The organism is Pseudomonas sp. OVF7 (genome assembly GCF_030644265.1).
Classification (GTDB): Bacteria; Pseudomonadota; Gammaproteobacteria; order Pseudomonadales; family Pseudomonadaceae; genus Aquipseudomonas; species Aquipseudomonas gorinensis.
The window spans coordinates 5303812-5324256 of record NZ_CP128996.1 but is presented as its reverse complement, the minus strand read 5'-3'; the positions used below and the strand labels follow the sequence as shown (position 1 = coordinate 5324256).

General features: G+C 60.9%; 16 protein-coding genes and 1 pseudogene. 15 read left to right on the top strand and 2 right to left on the bottom strand.

Annotated elements, in window-relative coordinates; translation table 11 throughout:
• The first annotated feature begins 172 nt into the window (after positions 1 to 172).
• The 8 genes and pseudogenes from QU606_RS24005 to QU606_RS23970 form a co-directional block, all read left to right on the top strand.
• On the top strand, positions 173 to 2566 hold the full coding sequence (locus tag QU606_RS24005) for a TonB-dependent siderophore receptor (protein ID WP_304997601.1): 2394 nt from the start codon (positions 173 to 175) through the stop codon (positions 2564 to 2566).
• 16 nt (positions 2567 to 2582) lie between these two features.
• Positions 2583 to 3548: an amino acid ABC transporter permease gene (locus tag QU606_RS24000; protein ID WP_304997600.1), complete on the top strand. Its 966-nt coding sequence runs from the start codon at positions 2583 to 2585 to the stop codon at positions 3546 to 3548.
• Positions 3541 to 4314: an amino acid ABC transporter ATP-binding protein gene (locus tag QU606_RS23995; RefSeq protein WP_024076401.1), complete on the top strand. Its 774-nt coding sequence runs from the start codon at positions 3541 to 3543 to the stop codon at positions 4312 to 4314. Before QU606_RS24000 ends, QU606_RS23995 begins: the two co-directional genes overlap by 8 nt.
• Positions 4315 to 4332: 18 nt before the next feature.
• Entirely contained in the window at positions 4333 to 5256 is a 924-nt protein-coding gene (locus tag QU606_RS23990; protein ID WP_024076400.1) for an ABC transporter substrate-binding protein, read from the top strand.
• 12 nt (positions 5257 to 5268) lie between these two features.
• Positions 5269 to 6852: an FAD-dependent oxidoreductase gene (locus QU606_RS23985; protein WP_277379452.1), complete on the top strand. Its 1584-nt coding sequence runs from the start codon at positions 5269 to 5271 to the stop codon at positions 6850 to 6852.
• An 11-nt stretch (positions 6853 to 6863) separates the two neighbouring features.
• Complete coding sequence (locus tag QU606_RS23980; RefSeq protein WP_193689560.1) at positions 6864 to 7298, top strand: RidA family protein; 435 nt, start codon at positions 6864 to 6866, stop codon at positions 7296 to 7298.
• Positions 7299 to 7388: 90 nt separating this feature from the next.
• On the top strand, positions 7389 to 8714 hold the full coding sequence (locus QU606_RS23975) for an LLM class flavin-dependent oxidoreductase (RefSeq protein ID WP_024076397.1): 1326 nt from the start codon (positions 7389 to 7391) through the stop codon (positions 8712 to 8714).
• Positions 8715 to 8889: 175 nt separating this feature from the next.
• Positions 8890 to 9291 (top strand): annotated as a pseudogene (locus tag QU606_RS23970) (Hcp family type VI secretion system effector); the annotation flags it as partial.
• A 195-nt stretch (positions 9292 to 9486) separates the two neighbouring features.
• On the opposite strand, the gene QU606_RS23965 reads toward QU606_RS23970, so the two are convergent.
• Positions 9487 to 10692 (bottom strand): DUF1835 domain-containing protein, encoded by a 1206-nt coding sequence (locus QU606_RS23965; protein WP_168232088.1) that lies wholly within the window; start codon positions 10690 to 10692, stop codon positions 9487 to 9489.
• Between the two features lie 255 nt (positions 10693 to 10947).
• Here QU606_RS23965 and QU606_RS23960 point away from each other — a divergent pair, with 255 nt between their 5' ends.
• The 6 genes from QU606_RS23960 to QU606_RS23935 all read left to right on the top strand — a co-directional run bounded on the left by QU606_RS23960 (position 10948) and on the right by QU606_RS23935 (position 16044).
• Complete coding sequence (locus QU606_RS23960) at positions 10948 to 11625, top strand: ATP-binding cassette domain-containing protein (RefSeq protein WP_304997598.1); 678 nt, start codon at positions 10948 to 10950, stop codon at positions 11623 to 11625.
• Positions 11622 to 12413: an iron export ABC transporter permease subunit FetB gene (fetB, locus tag QU606_RS23955; protein WP_304997597.1), complete on the top strand. Its 792-nt coding sequence runs from the start codon at positions 11622 to 11624 to the stop codon at positions 12411 to 12413. Before QU606_RS23960 ends, fetB begins: the two co-directional genes overlap by 4 nt.
• Before the next feature lie 165 nt (positions 12414 to 12578).
• Complete coding sequence (locus QU606_RS23950) at positions 12579 to 13211, top strand: glutathione S-transferase family protein (RefSeq protein ID WP_024076392.1); 633 nt, start codon at positions 12579 to 12581, stop codon at positions 13209 to 13211.
• An 18-nt stretch (positions 13212 to 13229) separates the two neighbouring features.
• The gene (locus tag QU606_RS23945; protein WP_304997596.1) at positions 13230 to 14147 is read left to right on the top strand and encodes a LysR family transcriptional regulator; all 918 of its coding nucleotides are present in this window, start codon (positions 13230 to 13232) and stop codon (positions 14145 to 14147) included.
• Positions 14147 to 15031 (top strand): LysR family transcriptional regulator, encoded by an 885-nt coding sequence (locus QU606_RS23940; RefSeq protein WP_168232090.1) that lies wholly within the window; start codon positions 14147 to 14149, stop codon positions 15029 to 15031. The genes QU606_RS23945 and QU606_RS23940 overlap by 1 nt, the downstream gene beginning before the upstream one ends.
• Positions 15032 to 15111: 80 nt before the next feature.
• A complete protein-coding gene (locus QU606_RS23935) occupies positions 15112 to 16044 on the top strand; it encodes a pyridoxamine 5'-phosphate oxidase family protein (RefSeq protein ID WP_102625505.1) in 933 nt (310 codons plus the stop codon).
• 96 nt (positions 16045 to 16140) lie between these two features.
• On the opposite strand, the gene QU606_RS23930 is transcribed toward QU606_RS23935, so the two are convergent.
• Entirely contained in the window at positions 16141 to 16917 is a 777-nt protein-coding gene (locus QU606_RS23930; protein WP_024076388.1) for a helix-turn-helix transcriptional regulator, read from the bottom strand.
• Positions 16918 to 17514: 597 nt separating this feature from the next.
• Between QU606_RS23930 and QU606_RS23925 the strand changes: the two genes are divergently transcribed.
• On the top strand, positions 17515 to 20064 hold the full coding sequence (locus QU606_RS23925; RefSeq protein ID WP_304997595.1) for a putative mucin/carbohydrate-binding domain-containing protein: 2550 nt from the start codon (positions 17515 to 17517) through the stop codon (positions 20062 to 20064).
• Positions 20065 to 20445: the final 381 nt, after the last annotated feature.

Genomic DNA, 20445 nt, shown 5'->3' with positions numbered 1-20445 from the left:
GTGATAGCCCCGCGGCAGAATCGTTGGAAGGGAGCTCAACGTATGTTGCCGATTCAACCCCCTCGACTGCCCCACACCTAGTCACCAATCGCCGCAATACCCCTGAAAAAACGAGCACCGCGCCCGCCCGCGTGACTGCCCGACTTCGCGATTTGGAATGTCTGGAGTGGCTATGAAGCAAGTCTTACAACCGACCGTCTTACTGGCGCTGGCCGTGCTGGCCGCAGCGGTACAGGCCCAGGACGACAGTACCCTGTCCACCGTGGTGGTCACCGGTAACCGTGGCGCCGAGCAGCGCACGGTCACCAGCAGCCCGGTGCCGATCGATGTGGTCAGCGCCAAGCAATTGCAGAACACCGGCAAGCCCGGTTTGATGGAAGCGCTGAGCGCGGTGATCCCGTCGCTGACCCTGCCGGAAAAAACCGGCTGGGACGCCAGCGGCATGGCCCGTGCCCCGAACCTGCGTGGCCTGAGCGCCGCCGAGGTGCTGGTGCTGGTCAACGGCAAGCGCCGCCACACCAGCGCGACCCTGAACATCAACGGGATCAACACTGGCGCCGCGCCGGCAGACCTGGACCTGATCCCCATCAGCGCCATCGACCATGTGGAAGTGCTGCGCGATGGCGCCGCCGCCCAGTACGGCTCCGATGCAATCGCCGGGGTGATCAACGTGATCCTCAAGGCTGATACCAGTGGCACCTCGGTGACCCATGTCGGCCAGGGTTACGACGGCAAGAAACAGACCGTGCAGCAAAGCCTCAACAAGGGGTTTGAAATCGGCAACGGCGGCATCGTGCAACTGGCCCTGGACGCGCGCAGCCAGAATGATGACAACAAGGCCAGCGCCAACGGCTACACCTATGAGCAAGCCTATGGCCTGGCCGGCAAGTCGACCTACGGCGGCTACGGCACGCCCAAGACCAACCTGCTGACCCTGGGCTACAACGCCGAGCTGCCGATCGATGACCGCTTGAGCCTGTACTCCTTCACGACCTATTCGCGGCGCAAGGCCGAGCAGGGTCAGAACTTCCGTCTGCCGACCATCACCAACACCATCACCACCGGACCCAATGGCTACCCGTCCGGCTACACGCCGACCTGGTACATCGACGAGGACGACTTCCAGGCCGCATTCGGTGGCAAAGGTAGCGTGGGCGCGTGGGACTGGGATTTGTCCACCACCTATGGGCGCAACGAGGCGGAGCAGGGCACCACCCATAACCAGAACCCCTCCTTAGGCGAGGCCACGCCGAACAGCTTCACCTCCGGCACGTGGATTTCCACCGAGCTGACCACCAACCTCGACTTCAAGCGCGGCTTCGATATCGGCCTGCAAAAGCCGCTGGACCTGTCCTATGGCTTTGAGCATCGACGTGACACCTATGAGGTGCAGGCCGGAGACTACGCGTCCTACGCCAATGGCGGCTACTGCGTGGCGCCGGGCAACTGCGCCTCGTCCGGGGCCCAGGTCACCAACGGCATTTCACCGGACGAAGAAAGCAGCGCCTCGCGCAACAGCCTGGCCAGTTACGTTGACGTGGGCTTCAACCCGCTGCCCGACTGGTATATCGGCACCGCCTTTCGCTACGAGCATTACAACGAAGGCGTGGGCGCCACCCGCAGCGGCAAGTTGACCACGCGTTATGACTTCACCCCACAATTTGCCGTGCGCGCCACGGTCAGCAATGGCTTTCGCGCACCGTCCCTGGCCAACAGCTTGTTCAGTGCGCGCTCGACCACCTATGGCGTGGTCGACGGCGTGTACCAGTCGATCAACTACGGTGTCCTGCCAGTCGGTTCGGCCGCCGCCAAGGCCCTGGGCGCAGAGGACTTGAAGCCCGAGCGCTCCACCAACTTCAGCCTCGGCTTTACCCTGACCCCCACCGATCGCTTGAGCTTCACCGCCGACGCCTACGTGATCAACCTGCGCGATCGCATCACCCTCACCGGCACCTTGCTCGGCCCGGAAGTCACCCAGGTATTGCAGAACAACGGCATCAACTCCACCTCCGGCGGCCAGTACTTCATCAACGGCGCCGATACCCGCACCAAGGGCCTGGACCTGGTCAGCAGCTACAACCAGGACCTTGGCCCATACGGCTCGCTGAAGTGGACGGCGGCGTTCAACTGGAACCAGACCAAGATCCTCAACTACAAGGAGTCCACCAACATCCTGGGCACCTCCTATGAGCTGATGGATCGCCAGGCGCGCAACCTGATCACTGGGGTACAGCCCAACACCAAGTTGATCCTCGGCGGCGACTGGAGCATCGATCGCTTCAACCTCAACCTGGCCCTGACCCGCTACGGCACCTACAAGGAAGTCAACTCATCGGCCAACCGCGACCTGGACCGCGTCTACAGCGCCAAGTGGATCACTGACCTGGACCTTGGTTACCACCTCACCAAGGACCTGAACATCGCCGTCGGCGCCAAGAACCTGTTCGACCTCTATCCGAAGAAACAAGGCGTGCCCAGCAGCACCATGCTTGCCAGCTACGGCACCTATTCGCCCTACGGTTTTACCGGCGGGTATTACTACACCCGCTTGACCTATGCCTTCTAAGGCCGAGGAGTCACACATGCCCATCGTCGCCAAATCCTATGACCTGATTGATTCGCCCAGCACGGTGCGCCAGGCCCGTGTGTCCACACCGATCAAAGCCCTGCAGGTGGTGCCCGCGCGCCATCCCTGGCGCTGGGCCGGGTCGATCTTTGCCGCGCTGGTGCTGCTCGCCATCGTGCATTCCCTGGCCACCAACCCGCGCTGGGAGTGGGGCGTGTTCGGCCAGTGGTTCTTCTCGCCGTCGGTGCTGCGCGGCCTTGGCCAGACGCTGTTGTTGACGCTGCTGAGCACGCTGTTCAGCGTCATCCTCGGCACCGCGCTGGCGTTGGCGCGGCTGTCGGGCTCGCCACTGCTGGCGGCCCTGGCCTGGGGCTATATCTGGTTTTTTCGCTCGATGCCGGCGCTGCTGGTGTTGATCATCCTCTACAACTTCGCCTACCTGTACGACCACATCGTGCTCGGCGTACCGTTCACCGGCGTGGTGTTCGCCGAGTGGTCGACAGTCGACGTGCTCAGCCAATTCACCGTGGCCGTGCTGGGCTTGAGCCTGATGCAGGCGGCGTACGCGGCGGAGATCATCCGCGGTGGCCTGATCGGTGTAGATGCCGGCCAGCATGAAGCGGCAGCGGCCCTCGGTTTGCCTACGTCGCGGCGTATCTTCCGGATCATCCTGCCCCAGGCGCTGCGTTCGATCCTGCCGTCGGGGTTCAACGAAATCATCGGCCTGGTCAAAGGCACCTCCATCGTCTACGTGCTGGCTTTGCCGGAGCTGTTCTACACCGTGCAGGTCATCTACAACCGCACCCAGGCGGTGATCCCGCTGCTGATCGTCGCCACCGTCTGGTACCTGATCATCACCACCGTGCTCACCAGCGCGCAGTACTACGTCGAGCGGTATTTCGCCCGTGGCACTGCGCGTGTACTGCCGCCGACCCCGCTGCAGCGCATCCGTCGCTGGCTCAAGGAGAAATCCCATGAGTGACGCCCGCGCCGGCCGTATCCAGATCCAGGGCGTGGGCAAGCGCTTTGGCAATCAACAGGTGTTGAAAGACATCGACCTGACCATCGATCCAGGCAAGGTCACGGTGATCCTCGGGCCGTCAGGCTCGGGTAAATCGACCTTGCTGCGCACCATCAACCACCTGGAAAAGATCGACAGCGGGCACATCACCATCGACGGTGAATACGTCGGCTATCGACGCAAGGGCGACCTGCTTTACGAACTCAAGGAACGCGAGATTCTCAAGCGCCGTATCGACGTGGGTTTCGTGTTCCAGAACTTCAACCTGTTCCCGCACTTGACCGCCTGGGAGAACGTCGCCGAGGCGCCGCTGGCGCACAAGCGCTGGAGCAAGGCCGACGCCCAGGCCAAGGCCACGGCGCTGCTGGCCAAGGTCGGCCTGGCGGACAAGGTCGATGCCTACCCCCGCCAGCTTTCCGGCGGCCAGCAACAGCGCGTGGCGATTGCCCGTGCGCTGGCGCTGGACCCCAAGGTGCTGCTGTTCGATGAGCCCACCTCGGCCCTCGACCCGGAACTGGTGGGCGAAGTACTCGACGTGATCAAGGGCCTCACCCGATTGGGCGTGACCCTGGTGATCGTCACCCACGAAATCGGCTTTGCCCGCGAAGTGGCCGACCACGTGGTGTTCCTCTGCGACGGCGAGTTGATCGAAGAGGGCCCGCCCGAACAGATTTTCCGCCAACCCCGACATCCCCGCACCGCGGCCTTTCTCGGCAAGGTGCTTTAGTTCACGGAGTGACTGCCCATGTTTATCAATACTGCCCGCGTGGCCCTGCTGGCGCTGGCCGTCAGCACCGCGCAACACGCATTTGCCGTGCAACAGGTCGACCTCAGCCCCGACCGCCCGCGCATCCATGCGCCGCGCAATGAAGCGGCCATCGCGCAGATCCCGCCGGGCTTCAAGTTCGCCCAGCCGGGCAAGTTCACCGTGGCCGTGTCCGGCGTGGCCGGGCCGCCCCTGGCGCTGTTGGCCAGCGATGACAAGACCACCATCGGCAGCGAAGCCGACACCGCGCAACTGGTGGCCGACAGCCTCGGCCTGCAACTCAATGTGGTGCAGACCAGTTGGGAAGACTGGCCCCTGGGCGTCAGCTCGGGCAAGTACGACGCGGTGATCAGCAACGTCACCGTGACCGAGGCGCGCAAGAAGCGCTTTGACTTCGCCACGTATCGCCAGGATGTGCTCGGGTTTTATGTGAAGAGCACCAGCAAGATCAGCGAGATCAAACAGGCGGCCGATATCGCCGGGCTGAAGATCATCGTGGGTTCCGGCACCAACCAGGAAAAGGTCCTGCTGGCCTGGAACGAGGCCAATGAAAAGGCTGGCCTCAAGCCCGCGCTGTTGCAGTACTTCGACGACCAGGCCGCCGCGCAACTGGCGGTGCAATCCGGGCGCAGCGATGCGTTGTTCGGGCCTAACTCGGTGTACGCCTATTCGGCTGCGATCACCGGCGGCATCAAGCGCGTCGGCACGGTGAACGGTGGCTGGCCGTTGCAGGCGGACATTGCCGTGACCACCCGCAAGGACAACGGCCTGGTCAAGCCAATCCACACGGCCCTGGAAGGCGCGATTGCCGGCGGCCAATACGAACAGGTGCTGCAACGCTGGGGCTTGGACGTGGAGCGGGTCGACAAGTCGCTGATCAACCCACCGGGCCTGCCGGATTAAGGAGTATCGACCATGGGACTGACACGACGTGAAGCCTTATCCAGCATCGCTGCGGTAGGCGGCGAAAAGGCCGTGAAGGACGCACTGGCGGTATTGGGCCTGGGGCCGTCGTCGCATCGACGGCCGCAGCCGCTGAAACTCAAGGACGGCCTGGGGCAGGGCACCCGCGTGCTGGTGCTCGGTGCGGGGATTGCCGGGCTGGTCACCGCCTTGGAACTGACCCGCGCCGGCTTCGCCGTGCAGGTGCTGGAAGCCCGCGACCGCGTAGGCGGGCGCACTTGGACCCTGCGCCATGGCGACCGTGTGGATTACAAGGATGGCCGTACACAGACCGCAGCGTTTGACCCGGGGCATTACTTCAATGCCGGGCCTGCGCGTATTCCCAGCCAGCACCGCACGATCCTCGACTATTGCAGTGAACTGGGCGTGCAGCTGGAAGTGCTGGTCAACAGCAGCCATGGCGCCCAGGTACGGCCGGATGTGAACCAGCCGGCGTTTACGGTTGGCCAGGCGATCAACGATGCGCGCGGGCACTTGTCCGGGTTGCTGGCCAAAGCGGTGCAGCGCGATGCGCTTGACGATGTGCTGAGCGCCGAGGAACGCACGCGCTTGCTGGCATTCCTGCAGGTGTATGGCGACCTGTCCCAGGAGCTGGCCTTTGAGGGCACGATCCGTTCGGGGCACCTGGAATCCCCCGCCCACCCTGGCGCCTTGCCTGCCAGCCGCCGCCCGTTGGCGCTGGACCAATTGCTGCACCCCGAACTCTGGGGCGCGTTGTTGCACACTGAATTCCCGGAGTTCTCGGCCACCATGTTCCAGCCGGTCGGGGGCATGGACCGCATCACCGATGCCTTCTACCAGCGCGTCAGCGATCACGTGCAGTTGGGCGCCCAGGTCCGCCAGATCCGCCAGTTGGACGACGGTGTCGCGGTCACCTATCACGACCAGCGCAGCGGCCGCGAACAGGTGGTGCGCGCCGATTACCTGGTCTCGACGCTACCGCTGCCGCTGGTGGCCAGGCTCGACACCGACTTCAGCGACCCGATCAAAGCCGCGCTGCTCAGCACCCGCAGCGACCAGGCGACGAAAGTGGCGTGGCAATCGCCGCGCTTCTGGGAAACCGACTACCGCACCTACGGCGGCCTGTCCTGGATCGAACACCCGGCGCGCCTGCTCTGGTACCCCAGCAACGACCTCAACACCCGTGAGGGCTTGTTGGTGGCGGGCTATGTGACCGGGGAGGGCGCCGATGTGTTTGGCGCGCAACCGTTCGACCAGCAGTACGCCACCTCCAAGGAGGCTGTGGAGTTGTTGCATCCTGGGTATTCCAGGTACCTGCGCCACCCACTGGCGGTGTCCTGGGAACAGATCCCTTTCAGCGAAGGCCCGTGGCTGCAGCGTGAGCACTTCCCGGCCGCTGCCAGCGCCTTGCTCGAAGCAGGCCACGGCCGCGTGTACTTCGCCGGCGACGGCCTGGTGCAAAGCGGCGTGGGCATCTGGCAGGAATCGGCGGCCAACTCGGCGCGGCATGTGGTGGCGCAACTGGCTGAGCGCGTTACCCGACAAACCCACCTTGCGGCAGTGGCCGCCTCCTGAGGAACCCCACCATGAGCGACAGCATTCAACGCACCAGCGTCGGCGATTTCCCGATCTCGCAGACCGTCACCGTACCCGCGTCCGCCAGCCTGGTTTTCGTCAGCGGCACCTTGCCGGACCTGGCTGATCCGAACGCCCCGGCCGGCACGCCAGCGGCCTATGGCAGTACCGAAGTACAGACCGTGTCGGTGTTCAACAAGATACGCAAGATCCTGCGCCAGCAAGACCTGGACCTGGGCGATATCGTGCAACTGCGCGTGTTCCTGGTGGGCGCCGCAGAAACCGGCGGCAAGCTGGATTTCGCCGGGTTGCAGCGTGGGTACACGCAGTTCTTCGGTACCCCTGAACAGCCGAATAAACCTGCACGCACCGCGTTGCAAGTCGTCGCGCTGCCCTTGCCCGGAGCGCTGGTCGAAGTCGAAGCCATCGCTGCCAGAACAGCCTGATTCGAGCGGGAAAGACGGTGGGAGGGGGCTTGCTCCCACCTTTTATCCGGTTCAGCCAGATGATCCTTATGTCCACCTTGGAGAATCCCGATGTCTACAGCACCCCGGCAACTCAAATTCGGCGCCATCCTCACTGGGGTCGGCACCGCGCAAAACGAATGGCTGCACCCGCAAATCCCGGGCAATGCCAGTGTCGATATCGACTGGTACCGTGCCCAGGCACAGCAGGCGGAAGCGGCCAAGTTCGACCTGGTGTTCATCGTCGACAGCCCCTACATCACCCCCGATTCGGCACCGCACTTCCTCAACCGCCTGGAGCCGCTGACCCTGCTCTCGGCCATTGCCGGCGCGACGTCGAAGATCGGCCTGGTCGCCACCTTGACCACGTCCTATACCGAACCTTTCAACGTCGCCCGCCAGTTCGCCTCCCTGGACCTGATCAGTGGCGGCCGCGCCGGCTGGAATGTGGTCACCACCGGCCTGGAAGGCGCGGCCGGTAACTTCGGCCGTGAGCAGCATATCGACCATACCGAGCGCTATCGTCGGGCAGCCGAGCACCTGGAGGTAGTGCAAGGCCTTTGGGATTCCTACGAGGACGACGCCTTTGTGCGCGACAAGGCGAGCAAGGTGTTCCTCGACCCGCAGCGCCAGCACCGCCTCGACCATCACGGCGAGTTCTTCTCGGTGACCGGGCCGCTGAATATCGCGCGCTCAGTCCAAGGCCAACCGGTGATTTTCCAGGCGGGCATTTCCGAATCCGGACGCAGCTTGGCGGCCAACTATGCCGAGGGCATTTTTGCTGGGGTGGGTAATTTCGAGGACGCCCAGGCCTATTACAGCGATATCAAACAACGTACCGCCGCTGCCGGGCGCAACCCCGATCACGTGACCATCCTGCCGGGTATTTCGCCGATCATTGCCGACACCGATGAGCAGGCCCAGGCCATCGACCGCGAACGCAATGGCGAGCTGGATTTGAACAAGGCACTGGTGCAGTTGGGGCGGCCGTTCAACTACCACGACTTCAGCCAGTACCCGTTGGACGAACCCTTCCCCGACCTGGGCGACCTGGGCAGCAATGGCTATCGCGGGCATGCCGAAAACATCAAGCAAGTCGCCCGCGAACAGGGCCTGACTCTGCGTGAGGCGGCGTTGCGCTTTGCCAAGCCGTTCTCCAGCTTCGTCGGCTCGCCCAAGACCGTGGCAGATGAGATCGAGCGTTGGTTTGTGGACGGGGCGGTGGATGGCTTCAACATCCATGTAGGGGCGCCGGATGACTTTGCGCGGTTTACCGACCAGGTGCTGCCGCTGCTGCGTGAGCGTGGGTTGTTTCGTCGTGAGTACAGCCACAGCACGCTGCGTGGGCACCTGGGGTTGCCGGTGCCGGTGAATCGGCATACGGCGGCAAGGAGCTAGGCGGCCTGAGGGTCATCACCACTTCCAGCCGCCCTGTTGTTTCAGGGGCGCGATAACGCCGTTGCGTTTATGCCTGATTTCCAACATCTCTCGGCGCATTTGTCGTTGGCGTTTGATGTTCAGGCATAGAAGCCCGATCAGCGGGCTTAGTAAGGCAAGGGTAAATAGGAGGTAATGGGCCTGGGGGGGGTCGCAGACAGGGTCGATGCACTCGGGCACTGGAGGTGGTGCGGGCAAGGTCAATATCGCCAACCTGAACCTGAAAAAACCGCTGGATAAATCCAGCCCCAACCTGATGATGGCCTGCGCCAGTGGCAAGCATTACCCCGAAGCCAAATTGGTGGTGCGCAAGGCGGGCGGAGCCAGCCCGGTGGAGTACCTGGTGATCACCTTGAAGGAAGTGATGGTGGTGTCCTACGGCACCGGTGCGCAAAGTCAGGATGATGTGCTCTACGACAACATCGCCTTGAACTTCGCCACCGTCGAGGTCAGTTACCAGCCGCAGAAAGCCGACGGTACCAAGGACGGTGGGGCGGTGAAGTTTGGCTGGAATATCCGGCAGAACGTGAAAGCCTGAGCCACGGCCAATCAATCACTATTACCGCAACAACAAGGCTCGTTGCTTGACTTGCCGCTTTTGTTCAAACGGCAACTCCCCATCATCCCCATACGGCGCGCTGTACCGGTTGCAGGCGCCGGCGCTGGGGGCTACTGGTATCCCATCAAGGCGGTCGACAGCAGGCAGGTGACAATCAGGTCACTCTCAGGTGAGTCAAGGCCGCCATACGGGCGACAGATGTTTATCAAGGGTCCAATGGCATTGGCCGGGCTTCAGGCTCACACCGCCGACCCACCGTTCATGGCTGGCGTGGTCCAGCCAGTAAGCGTCGCCGTTCAGTACTTGATGCCCCAGTGTCGTCAGCGCCAGCACCCGCCGAGGCCATTCGAGGTGGGGCTCGGTTTCTGTCAGCAACGGCTGCTCGCCATCGATCAACGGCCGCAACAGCGCGTGAAACATCATGTCTCCCAGGAACGGCAGCGGTTCGCGCTTGGCCGTCAATTCGGCAAACACGCGCCCGAACGTCACCGGGCCGGCTTCGGCGAGGTACGCCAGGGACAGGCGTTCGGTCAGCGATAACCCATCCCTCGCGCCTGGCAATTCCTGCAGTTGTCGAAGCAAGGCGGGTGCCAGCAAGGGCAGGGCGGGATGCGGGTGCTGGGCCAGGGCGGCCAACTTGAGTGGAGCGCTGTCGCAGTAGGCTGCCCAAGCCTCACGGGCCAGTTGCAGCGCTGCCTCATCGATCAACCGTCGTTGCGGCCAGAGCCAGGCGAGGACATCGGGGGCCAGTTGGCCTATGCCGATAAAGCGTTCGACGCCGGGGATGCGGTCGACCTCGATCAGCTCCAGCTTACGGGGTACACGTTCAAGGCTGGCCAAGGCGCGGATCAGGAACAACTGGTCATAGGCATCCGCCTCGCACCAGAGCACGCTGTGCTCGGCGTCGGCCAGGGTTTCAAGCTGGTTGTACTCATCATTGACGCGACGCGTGACATCGGCCAGGTCCAAGGTGAATGCCTGGCTGATGAACGCACTGCGCATCGCGCGGAATGCGTCGCGGGGCAGGTCGCGAACCGGGCCCATGCACAACGGGTCGGTGAGCATCTGGAACTGGCCCTTGAACCCGGCCAGATGCAGGCTGTGGGCAATGTCACTACCGCAGCGCCAATGGGTGGTGCGGGCTTCATCGCTGGCGTCGAAATCGGGATGGCGGGCGGCGAAATCGAGGGCGTCGACGTGGGCCTTGAGCTTGGGCCAACTGCTGAAACCCAGTTGTCTGGCGACCTGCCATTGGGCCTGGGACAACGTGGCGCCGGGGTTTTCGGCTTTCAGGCGCGGTAGCAGTTCCTTGGCGCGCTTGCGCTGCTGCTCAAGGTTGATACGGCCATCGGTGGTGGAGGTCAGGGGGCGTTGTGACATACGAGCTCCTTGCACAAACCTTTTCCGCTTTAAGGTTGGGAGTCGTAGAAATGAGGGGGTGCTTCACTGTCTTGGGCGCAGCCCTTTCCGCGGAAGGTGGCGTAGAGAGCGCCAGGCGGCAAATATAGGCAGGGCAGGTGTCGATTGCAAGGCACCGCTATGGGACGGGGCGCCATCGTTTGATTTTTTGCTATGAAAAGCCTGCTCGTCTGCTTCACCATTGCGTCCGACCGACAGCCGAGGAACACCGCGTTCATGAGCGCACTGATCGAAACCCGCGCCCTGACGCGCATGGACGAGCGCCGCCAGGTGCCCTTGCTCCAACCGACGGATTTCTCCTTGAAACGCGCCGACCGCGTGTCGATCACCGGCACGTCCGGTTCCGGTAAAAGCGTGTTCCTGCGGGCCTTGGCGTTGCTCGATGCCCCCTCTTCGGGGCAGGTCCTGTGGAACGGCCAGCCGATCAGCAACGCCCAGATTCCCCACTACCGCAGCCATATCAGCTACCTGTCCCAACGCCCGGCGCTGATCGACGGTACGGTGGAAGACAACCTGCGGTTTCCCTTCAGCCTCAAGACCCTGCGTCAACGCCATTTCGAGCCGGCGGCTGTCATCACGCTGCTGGGCCACGCCGGCAAGTCGCCCGACTTCCTGGCGAAGAATGCCGGTGACCTATCGGGCGGGGAGGCCCAGGTGATGTCGTTGATCCGCACGTTGCAGCTCAACCCCGAGGTGCTGTTGCTGGACGAACCCACCGCTGCCCTCGACCCCGCGTCATCCCGTGAGGTGGAAGCGTTGATCGATGCCTGGTTCGCCGCTGACAACGCGCGTGCCTATATCTGGGTGTCCCATGACCTCGACCAGGCCCGGCGCATGAGCGATATCCACCTGCACATGAGTGCCGGGGTATTGAACGGAGCCGCCCAGCCATGAATTATCAGAACCTCACGGCACTGGACATGGCCATTGCCGCTTCGCTGATCCTGATCAACGGCGCGTTGTCGCTGGTGTTACGCCTGGGCCTGGAGCGCCAGTTGCTGTGGGCCGCCGTGCGCACCGTGGTGCAACTGCTGGCGATCGGTTACCTGCTGGGCTGGGTGTTCGAATTCGCCTACTGGTACGTGGTGCTGCCACTGATGTGCGCGATGACGCTGATCGCCGGGCTGTCGGCTGCCGGGCGCGGGCGGCGCACTTACCGTGGGCAACGGGTCGACAGCATCGTGTCGGTATGGGGCAGTTCGTGGCTGGTGACGGCGGTGGGTTTGTTTGCGGTGATTCGCATCCACCCCTGGTACGAGCCGCAGTACGCGATCCCGATCCTCGGCATGATCCTCGGCAATACCCTGACGGGTGTGTCCCTGGGCATCGAGCGCATGACCCAGGAACTCACATCGGGCCGCAACACCATCGAGATGATCCTGGCCCTCGGCGGTTCGCGCTGGGAAGCGGCGCAGGAAGCGATTCGCCAGGCAGTGCGCGCCGGGATGATTCCGACGCTGAACCAGATGACCGTGGTCGGTATCGTCAGCCTGCCCGGCATGATGACCGGCCAGGTGCTGGCGGGGGAGAGCCCGGTGGATGCGGTGCGCTACCAGATCGTGATCATGTTCTTGATCGCGGCGTCGTCGGCGTTGGGCACGGTCGGCGCGGTGCTGTTGACCTACCGGCGGTTGTTTTCCAAGAGCCATCGATTCTTGCGCGATCGCTTGGAAGAACGCTGAAGGACTCTCCCGCGCCGAGTTGGCGTACGTTGCAGCGACGGGAAAAAACTTCGGCGGGTGATTGTTTCACTGGATGAAATGCTGGATTGTCAATCCTGGTCATTCCATTGATCGAGGCCGCGGAGGACCCTGCGAGGCGTCGAACCCCTACCTTTGGAGCCTTTCATGTCCCAGCCTGCGATCAAACTTTATGGTTTCCCATTGTCCGGCCACTCCCATCGGGTCGAGTTGATGCTGTCCCTGTTGGGGCTGCCCAGTGAATTCATCCTGGTCGACCTCAAGCAAGGCGCGCATAAAACCCCCGAATTCCTGGCCACTCTCAACAGCTTCGGCCAGGTACCGGCGATTGACGATAACGGCACGATACTGGCCGATTCCAACGCCATCCTGGTCTACCTGGCCAACCGATATGGCGACGGTCAATGGCTGCCCAGCGACCCAGTCGGCCAGGCGCGTGTACAGCGCTGGCTTTCGGCCGCTGCCGGTCAATTGCATGCAGGGCCTGCGAGCGCGCGGTTGGCGGTGGTGTTTGGCGCCGATGTCGATACCGTCACCGCCATCAGCCGCTCCCATGCCTTGCTGGCGTTGGTGGAGCAGCAACTGAGCCAAAGCCGCTTCCTGGCTGGCGAGCAGCCGAGCATCGCGGATATCGCTTTCTACACCTATGTGGCTCATGCACCGGAAGGCAATGTATCGTTGGCCGACTACCCTCAGGTACGTGCCTGGCTCGCCAGCATCGAGGCTTTGCCAGGCTTTGTGGGCATGCCGCGTACGGCGGTGGGTTTGCAATCACAGTAACCCTCACGAGGCGCGCGGATGGATCGATTTCATGAAATGCAGGTGTTCCTCGCGGTGGCCGAGGAGGCGGGCTTTGCCGCCGCCGCGCGCCGCCTGAAGACCTCGCCGCCCAGTGTGACGCGGGCCATCGCCGCCATGGAACAGCGCATCGGCACGCAACTGCTGGCGCGCACCACCCGCAGCCTGCACTTGACCGAAGCCGGCCAGCGTTACCTGGAAGATTGCCGGCGCATTCTCGCCGAACTCAATGAAGCCGAGGAGGCGGCGGCGGGCAGTTATTCCGTCCCCTGCGGCCATCTGGCGGTGACCGCGCCGGTGCTGTTTGGCGAGCTGTATGTGGCGCCGGTGCTGGGGGATTACCTGGATCGCTTCCCCCTGGTGAACATCAATGCCTTGCTGGTCGACCGCGTGGTGAACATGACCGACGAAGGCGTCGACGTGGCCGTGCGGATCGGCCATCTGCACGAGCCTGGCCAACAGGCGATCCAGGTCGGTGAAGTGCGCCGTGTGGTGTGCGCCGCGCCTGGTTATCTGGATCAGTGGGGGCGGCCGCAACGCCCCGAACACTTGCGTGAGGCCAAGGTGGTGACCTCGTCCGCCAGCCAGCGGGTGGGTGAATGGCAGTTTGTCGACGCTGGCCAGCCGTTGACGGTGCCTATTGAGCGGCGCCTGGTGGTCACGGCGAATAACGCGGCGATCAACCTGGCGCGGCTGGGCTGGGGCTTGACCCGGGTGCTGTCTTACCAGGTCGCGGCGGCGGTGGCGGCGGGTGAATTGGAGATTGTCCTGGAAGCGTTCGAGCCGGCACCACTGCCGATCCAGGTGGTGTTCCAGCAGAGCAACCGGGTGCCGGCCAAGGTGCAGACTTTCGTGGACTTCCTCGCCCATCGCCTCGGCCAGGATGCAGCCCTGAACCCGCCGATGCGGCGCGGCTGATGGAGCGCTATCACGACATGCAACTGTTCGTGGCGTTGGCCGGGCAGCCGAGCCTGGCCGCGGCTGCGCGCAGCGCCCAGGTGTCCGGGCCGACGCTGATGCGTGCGATTGCCCGTTTGGAGGCGCGCCTGCGCGTGCCGTTGCTGCAACGCAGTACGCAGGGTGCCAGCCTCACCGACGTGGGCGGCGCCTACATGGCCGACTGCGTGCGCCTGCTGGCCGCCGTGGAGGCCGCGCAAGCCTCGGCCAAAGGCTTGCATGTGCAGGCCCAGGGCAATTTGCGGGTGTTCTTGCCGTTCCTGTTCAGTTGCCACGTGATGGCGCCGGTGTTGGCCAGCTACATGGACCGCTATCCCGATGTACACCTGTCGGCGCATTACCACGACTACTACCCGAACCTGCATGAAGAGGGGCTGGATGTGGCGATCCTGGTGGGTGAACTGCCCAGTTCGGCGCTGATCGCACGGCCAGTCGGGCACGTGCGGCATATCCTCTGCGCCAGCCCCGCTTACCTCCAAGCCCACGGTGCGCCAGCGCATCCCGCCGACCTCAAGCGCCATCATCTGATCGCCAGCGTCGATCAAGTGTCCTGGGCGTTTCGGGGCTATCAGCTCAAGGCCCGTGCGCGCCTGGGGTGTGCCACGGTACAAGGGGCGATCAGTGCCGCGGTGCAGGGCGCGGGCCTGGTGCGTTGCTTGAGCTATCCCGTGCATGAGCATCTGCTCAGTGGGCAGTTGCTTCGCGTCTTGCCAGGCTATGAGCCGCCAGCCATGCCCGTGCACGTGGTGTATCGCGAAGGCCGCAATGCGCCGATGCGCGTGCGCAGCTTTGTCGACCACTGCGTGGCAGCCCTGCGCGAACACCCGGCATTTCAGTTGGCGTAACAGTGGATTGCCGGCGGTGGGCATTCTCTCGGTGCTCGCCGGGGTGCAGCATGGGGCTGTCCAAACTTGAAGTGATTGCCATGAACCCGAACGAACAGTCCCCCTGGCATGCCGGTGAACGGCAGATACAGGCAAGTGCCGGCGCCGCCGAACGCATGGCCGTGATCGGGCCGAAGGTGATTCGCGATCATTTGCCGGAGCAGCATCGGGATTTCTATCCCTTGCTGCCGTACCTGATACTCGGTGTGGTGGATGAGCACGGCATTCCCTGGGCGACGATGCTCGAAGGCGCTCCGGGGTTTGCCCATTCACCCGACCCCCACACCTTGCAGATCGATAGCCTGCCCAGTGCAAGTGACCCCGCCAGGGCCGCTTTGCACAGCGATGCTGCTGTGGGCTTGCTGGGCATCGACCTCAATACCCGTCGACGCAATCGCATGAACGGGCGAATCGGTGCTCTGGATCACGACGGTTTCTCCGTCAACGTGGTGCACACCTTCGGCAACTGCCCCAAGTACATCCAGCTGCGGCCCGTCGATTCAATCGCGCGTAAGCCCGGTTGCATGGCCGAGCACGCCAACCACCTGGATGATGCCGCCCGCATGATGATCCGCAACGCCGACACCTTCTTCGTTGCCAGCTACGTGGATGCGGACGGCGAACGCTCGGTGGACGTTTCCCATCGTGGCGGCAACACCGGGTTCGTGCGGGTCGAAGGCAATGTGCTGACCATCCCCGACTTTGCCGGCAATCTGTTCTTCAATACCTTGGGCAACCTTGCGGCCAACCCCGTGGCGGGCCTGTTGTTCATCGATTTTGCATCAGGTGATGTGATGCAACTGGCCGGTCGCACTTCGCTGATACTCGGCGGCCCGGAAGTCGACGAGTTCGACGGTGCACAGCGGTTGTGGACGGTGACCGTGGAGCATGTCATTCGCCGCCCGGCGGCGTTGGCATTGAGGTGGCGGTTTGCGGAGTTTTCACCGTTCAGCCTGGCGATGGGCCGTCGGTAGATGGGGGAGAGGGGGCGGGGGCGGCTGCGACCGCCACCCGAGGCCAGCGCGCAATGCTTCAGGCCATGCCGCTTGTGGTAAGCATCGGCCTGCGCATCAGGCGCCGATCATCCATTTCGCCAACCCGTGCCGGCCACTGACGCCCAGCTTGGCGGCGGCGCGCTTGAGGTAGGTTTCGACCGAGCTGTTTTTCACGCTGAGCTGTTCTGCCATTTGCGGCACGGTGCCGCCGGTCAACAGGCCGAGACACACCTGCTGCTCACGGGCCGATAGGGTGATATCGCTGAGGGAAAGGCGCTTGTCGAACTCGCGCTGCAACTGCGAGTGTTCCAGCAGGGTGTGCGCCGGTTCGCGCTCGGGGGGCGCAGCCTGGCGCAGCAATTGTGCGTGCCGCTCCATCAGCGGTAACAGGGTGTCTGACAGGCACTTGAGAAACGACAGCTCGGCCAGGGAAAAACCGCGCTGGGCCGGTGGACGGTACAACGAAATCACATAGCGTCGATCACCCTGGCGTGACACCAGGCTGCACTGGTGCGAGCGGTCGGCGCGGGCCCTTATCTGGATCAGCAATGGGTCCTGCATGTCGAGCATGTCCCGCAGCAGCGGATGCTCGTTCAGTGGGGGCAGGGTGTGGGCGGGCGAAAGCTCATTTCTCTGCCCGGCGCGGCCCAATCGCTGGATGTTGAGCACGCGGCCGTGCTGTTCGTCGAGGGTCCATTCATTGAGCTCGGCACCGTGGATCGGTACCCACTGGTCCACCAGCTGCCACAGATGGGCGGCGAATGCGGCGTGGCCGCTGGTTGCGATCAACTCGCCCAATTCGGCGTAAAAAACCGGGTTCTCCATGGTGTTGATACTGCGCGGCAGACTCATAGCCATCTTTCATCCTTGATGTCGAAAACCTCAACGGGCGCCCTGGCGTGGGCGCCGGGGCCCAGGTGTGCGGCGGAAACAAGGGACACAATCTGCCATAAAAATAGCGTCATTAATCCGACGTATCTCACGGCCCTTTGCGCTGTAGCAGAAACCGCGGTGGCTCAACATTACGAATAACTATTTGATATTAAACATAATTTTCGTTTTTTAGCGGCGTGTTCGTCACTCGGCAGCGGACAGATATAGCTGATGTCCTACATCGATTTCATCGTTTCAACCCTCGGTCTCAGGGGGCACGAGCAAGCTCGCTCCCGGACGTGACAGGCGATACCGCCTCTAATCGCGCGTATCAACGGCAACACCTCTGCCGCCCAGGGCGAAGGCAGGGTGTTTTCTAACAGGGAAAAAGGCAGGGTGTTGGTTTTTGAGCAGGCGCCTGGTTGATGCAGGCACGACAACCCCGGGTATAGAAAGATTATGTCTACGCGGGCAAAGAAATAGATATAAAAAACTGTGAATTATCACAGTCGTGAAAACAGGTGGGGGGCTTCATGATTTTTCCAGGTAATGAGTTCAATCACCCTGGAAAGCGATATGGACGATTCAAAGGCAATTACAAAGTTTTTTAAACCTTATACCTTGGAACATCCAGGCTGGTTTTGGGGAACCGGTTTTTCCAAGGGCATTTACCATGATCGACAACCCCTTGGAGTGATACTTCCCGCCGGTGCACGTATATCCATTCGTCGGTCCAGTGCCATTGACCGTGTACTGCAGCTGGATCTGCTAAATGATAGCGGCGTGACGGAAACCTATATTCGGATCACCGGTGAGTGGGCAGGCTTGACTGTCACCCATCCCTCCGTTCCGTTCGTGCTTACACCCTATGAGCCGATAGATGTCGAGATCGAATATTCGACAAGCGGCGACGAAGTCCTGCCCATCTATGTTTCGAATGGCAATGCGGATTTGTTTTTTCAGCAGTGGGATGAGACTGATTCTGCGTTTGCGCTCATCCAGACAACTTATGCCAGCTTGCTCGTTCCGGCGGTCGATAAAGCCGTCGTCAAAGCACTGCATCAGGCGCAGGGGCTTGACAGCCTGGAGAAATATTATACGGGCGTGTTTGAGTACTTTAATTCCTTGGCGGGTATCTCATTCGATACACCGGTCCCGACCGATAAGAATATTCACAATCGGTATTTCATCAAGGCAGATAAAACGGGTGGAGGCTCTGCCTACTATGGGAATGGGTGGACAGCTCAGGTTGGCGATTCGATCGCGAGTTGCTGGTTGGACACGCGCGCAGATAACTGGTGCTCACTGCATGAGATAGCCCACGGCTACCAGACATACGCGATGTATAACAGTGTCGTACCGACCGGCGAGGTCTGGAATAATATTTATGCGACTTATTATCAACATAAAATGATGGGGCAAAGTGTATATGAGCGCGGCTGGATGTATGCCGGCAATGCTCAGGCGACATTCGATGCGATGCGCAGCCGAATGGACAGTAGTGTGCCGCCGGGGAGATGGCATTTACATGAAGTGCTTTTTTTATTCATGATCATCATTGATAAAGCCGGCGAGTCGGCTTTCACCGAGTTTAACCAGTACTACCGAGCACTTGCCACGACCAACGGATTTGATCTTTGGGAACATCCCTTGATGGATCTGTTCAGTGCACGCTGGGCTGATAGGCTCAATATTGATATCGGACCCTTGATGGCATTGTTGGAGGTGGAAGTCTCCGCTGACCGCGCTCTGAAAAATGTCTATGGGAACTTTCGCCCGTGCTGTCCGCTTTACCGGGTCGTGCCTCCCGAACAACTGGCCTACCTCCAGCAGCAGTTGAATTTGAAGACGCCGTTTTCACTGGTCGACTGTCTATCGCTCAACGTGACTGATCTTAAAGGTGACTTGACACTGGAGATGACGAATAAAGCCTATCTCGAAAACAAAAATAAATCTTTCATCCTGCGCACGGGTAGTAATCAATCGCATATTGTTAAAGTCACTTCGCCTGTGCTTGAACTGAAGGGGCTGCCGATAGGTGTATATAATTTGCAGCATCCAGCGGTGCCCAGTGGCGTTCGAACGATCAATCACAATTATCTAGAAGTGAGTGCGAACATGAATAATAACGTGTCATTGGATTATGCTTATGCTCAAGGCACCTCGTTGGCATCGCAAAAGATCGAGTTTTTCGGGTTGTATGGTTTATTTGCTGTACTGAATGTCGATATGGAATTTCATAGGGCAACGTTCAATGTTTTAAGGGCTGAGCCCCATTCCTACTATGGAACGTCTGTCTATGCAGGTATTTCCGTCGAGGACATTAATGGCTTTGTGCTGTTTGATTTATCCATTCCCGGCAAAGGTGCAGTGGTGTTCGTACACGAGTTTTTGATAGGACCTGGCTGTACCGTTACGATTCATCATAAAGAGCCTTCTCGTCTCTCAGAGACTCCGAACTTACAACCCTTTATCGATAAGGCCTCTGTCGATAATACGTTGACGGTCACGGTGCAGGGTTTAAGGAATTTGAAACTGGATAATAGGCCGGCAAATAATTTGAAAACGAGAATTGCACTGGCGGCTGATGAAATCAGAAAAACCCCGCATTTATTGTTGCATGCGGGCTCTTCGCCCGTCATGGATGTGTTGGCGGCGATCAATACATTTGAAAGCCCCGAGCGGGATCAGCTTCTTGAAAGCATCAGGGACTTGATTGTCTTCTATGGTGATACCGGAGACGCAGGCGTGGCGGGAAGTTATTTTACCTGGCGCCAATCTGGGGTTGGGCAGGGAACGGTGGCAGATATAAAAATTGATACGGTCACTCAGCAGGTGGCTATCGAAGTGATTGCCGCTAGACCTCATGGCTATTTCCCTTCTATTTACATTGCCATGTGGGTCAGGACGGCAACAGGTGAGGTGCTTTACTCTCAAGAACTAAGAGGTGATGTTCAGGCCGAGCCCAGTTACGTGACGCTTCCTTTTGTCGAGGGTTCTACGGTTAGCGTTTTGCACTTGGAGCCCGTTCGTTCGGTCATCGTAAATACTGATACTCAAGCGCAATATCCAGTCAAGCAGATACATGTTGTTCGATCACTTGGAGGCGGCAAGTTGCAAATTTAATCGGGCTGGGTGATTCCTTGTCCCCGGTTTGTACCGTCCTGTGTGCAGCGGCAAAGAGCGGCCGACCTATTCTTGCCGGATACTTGAAGTAAGACCGTATGTCGGATTTTCTTGTGAGGTTCGTTGGAACTGTTCGGTGTTCTACACATTTTCTTGGTTTGAACATTTTTATAGGTGCCGATTGAGATTTTGGTAAGTGATTAATTTTATGAGGGTTAAATATTTATATCGAGTATGGGTAGTACAGCTTTATTTCGTATGGGCTTGTTGGTGTTCTGATTGTCGTGAAAGAAAACTCCTAAAGTGTCCGGTTCATTTTCCTACAAGGCGAAATTGGAAAAATTGCGCTTTCTTTTAGCTGGATCTAGATTGCTATCGTCA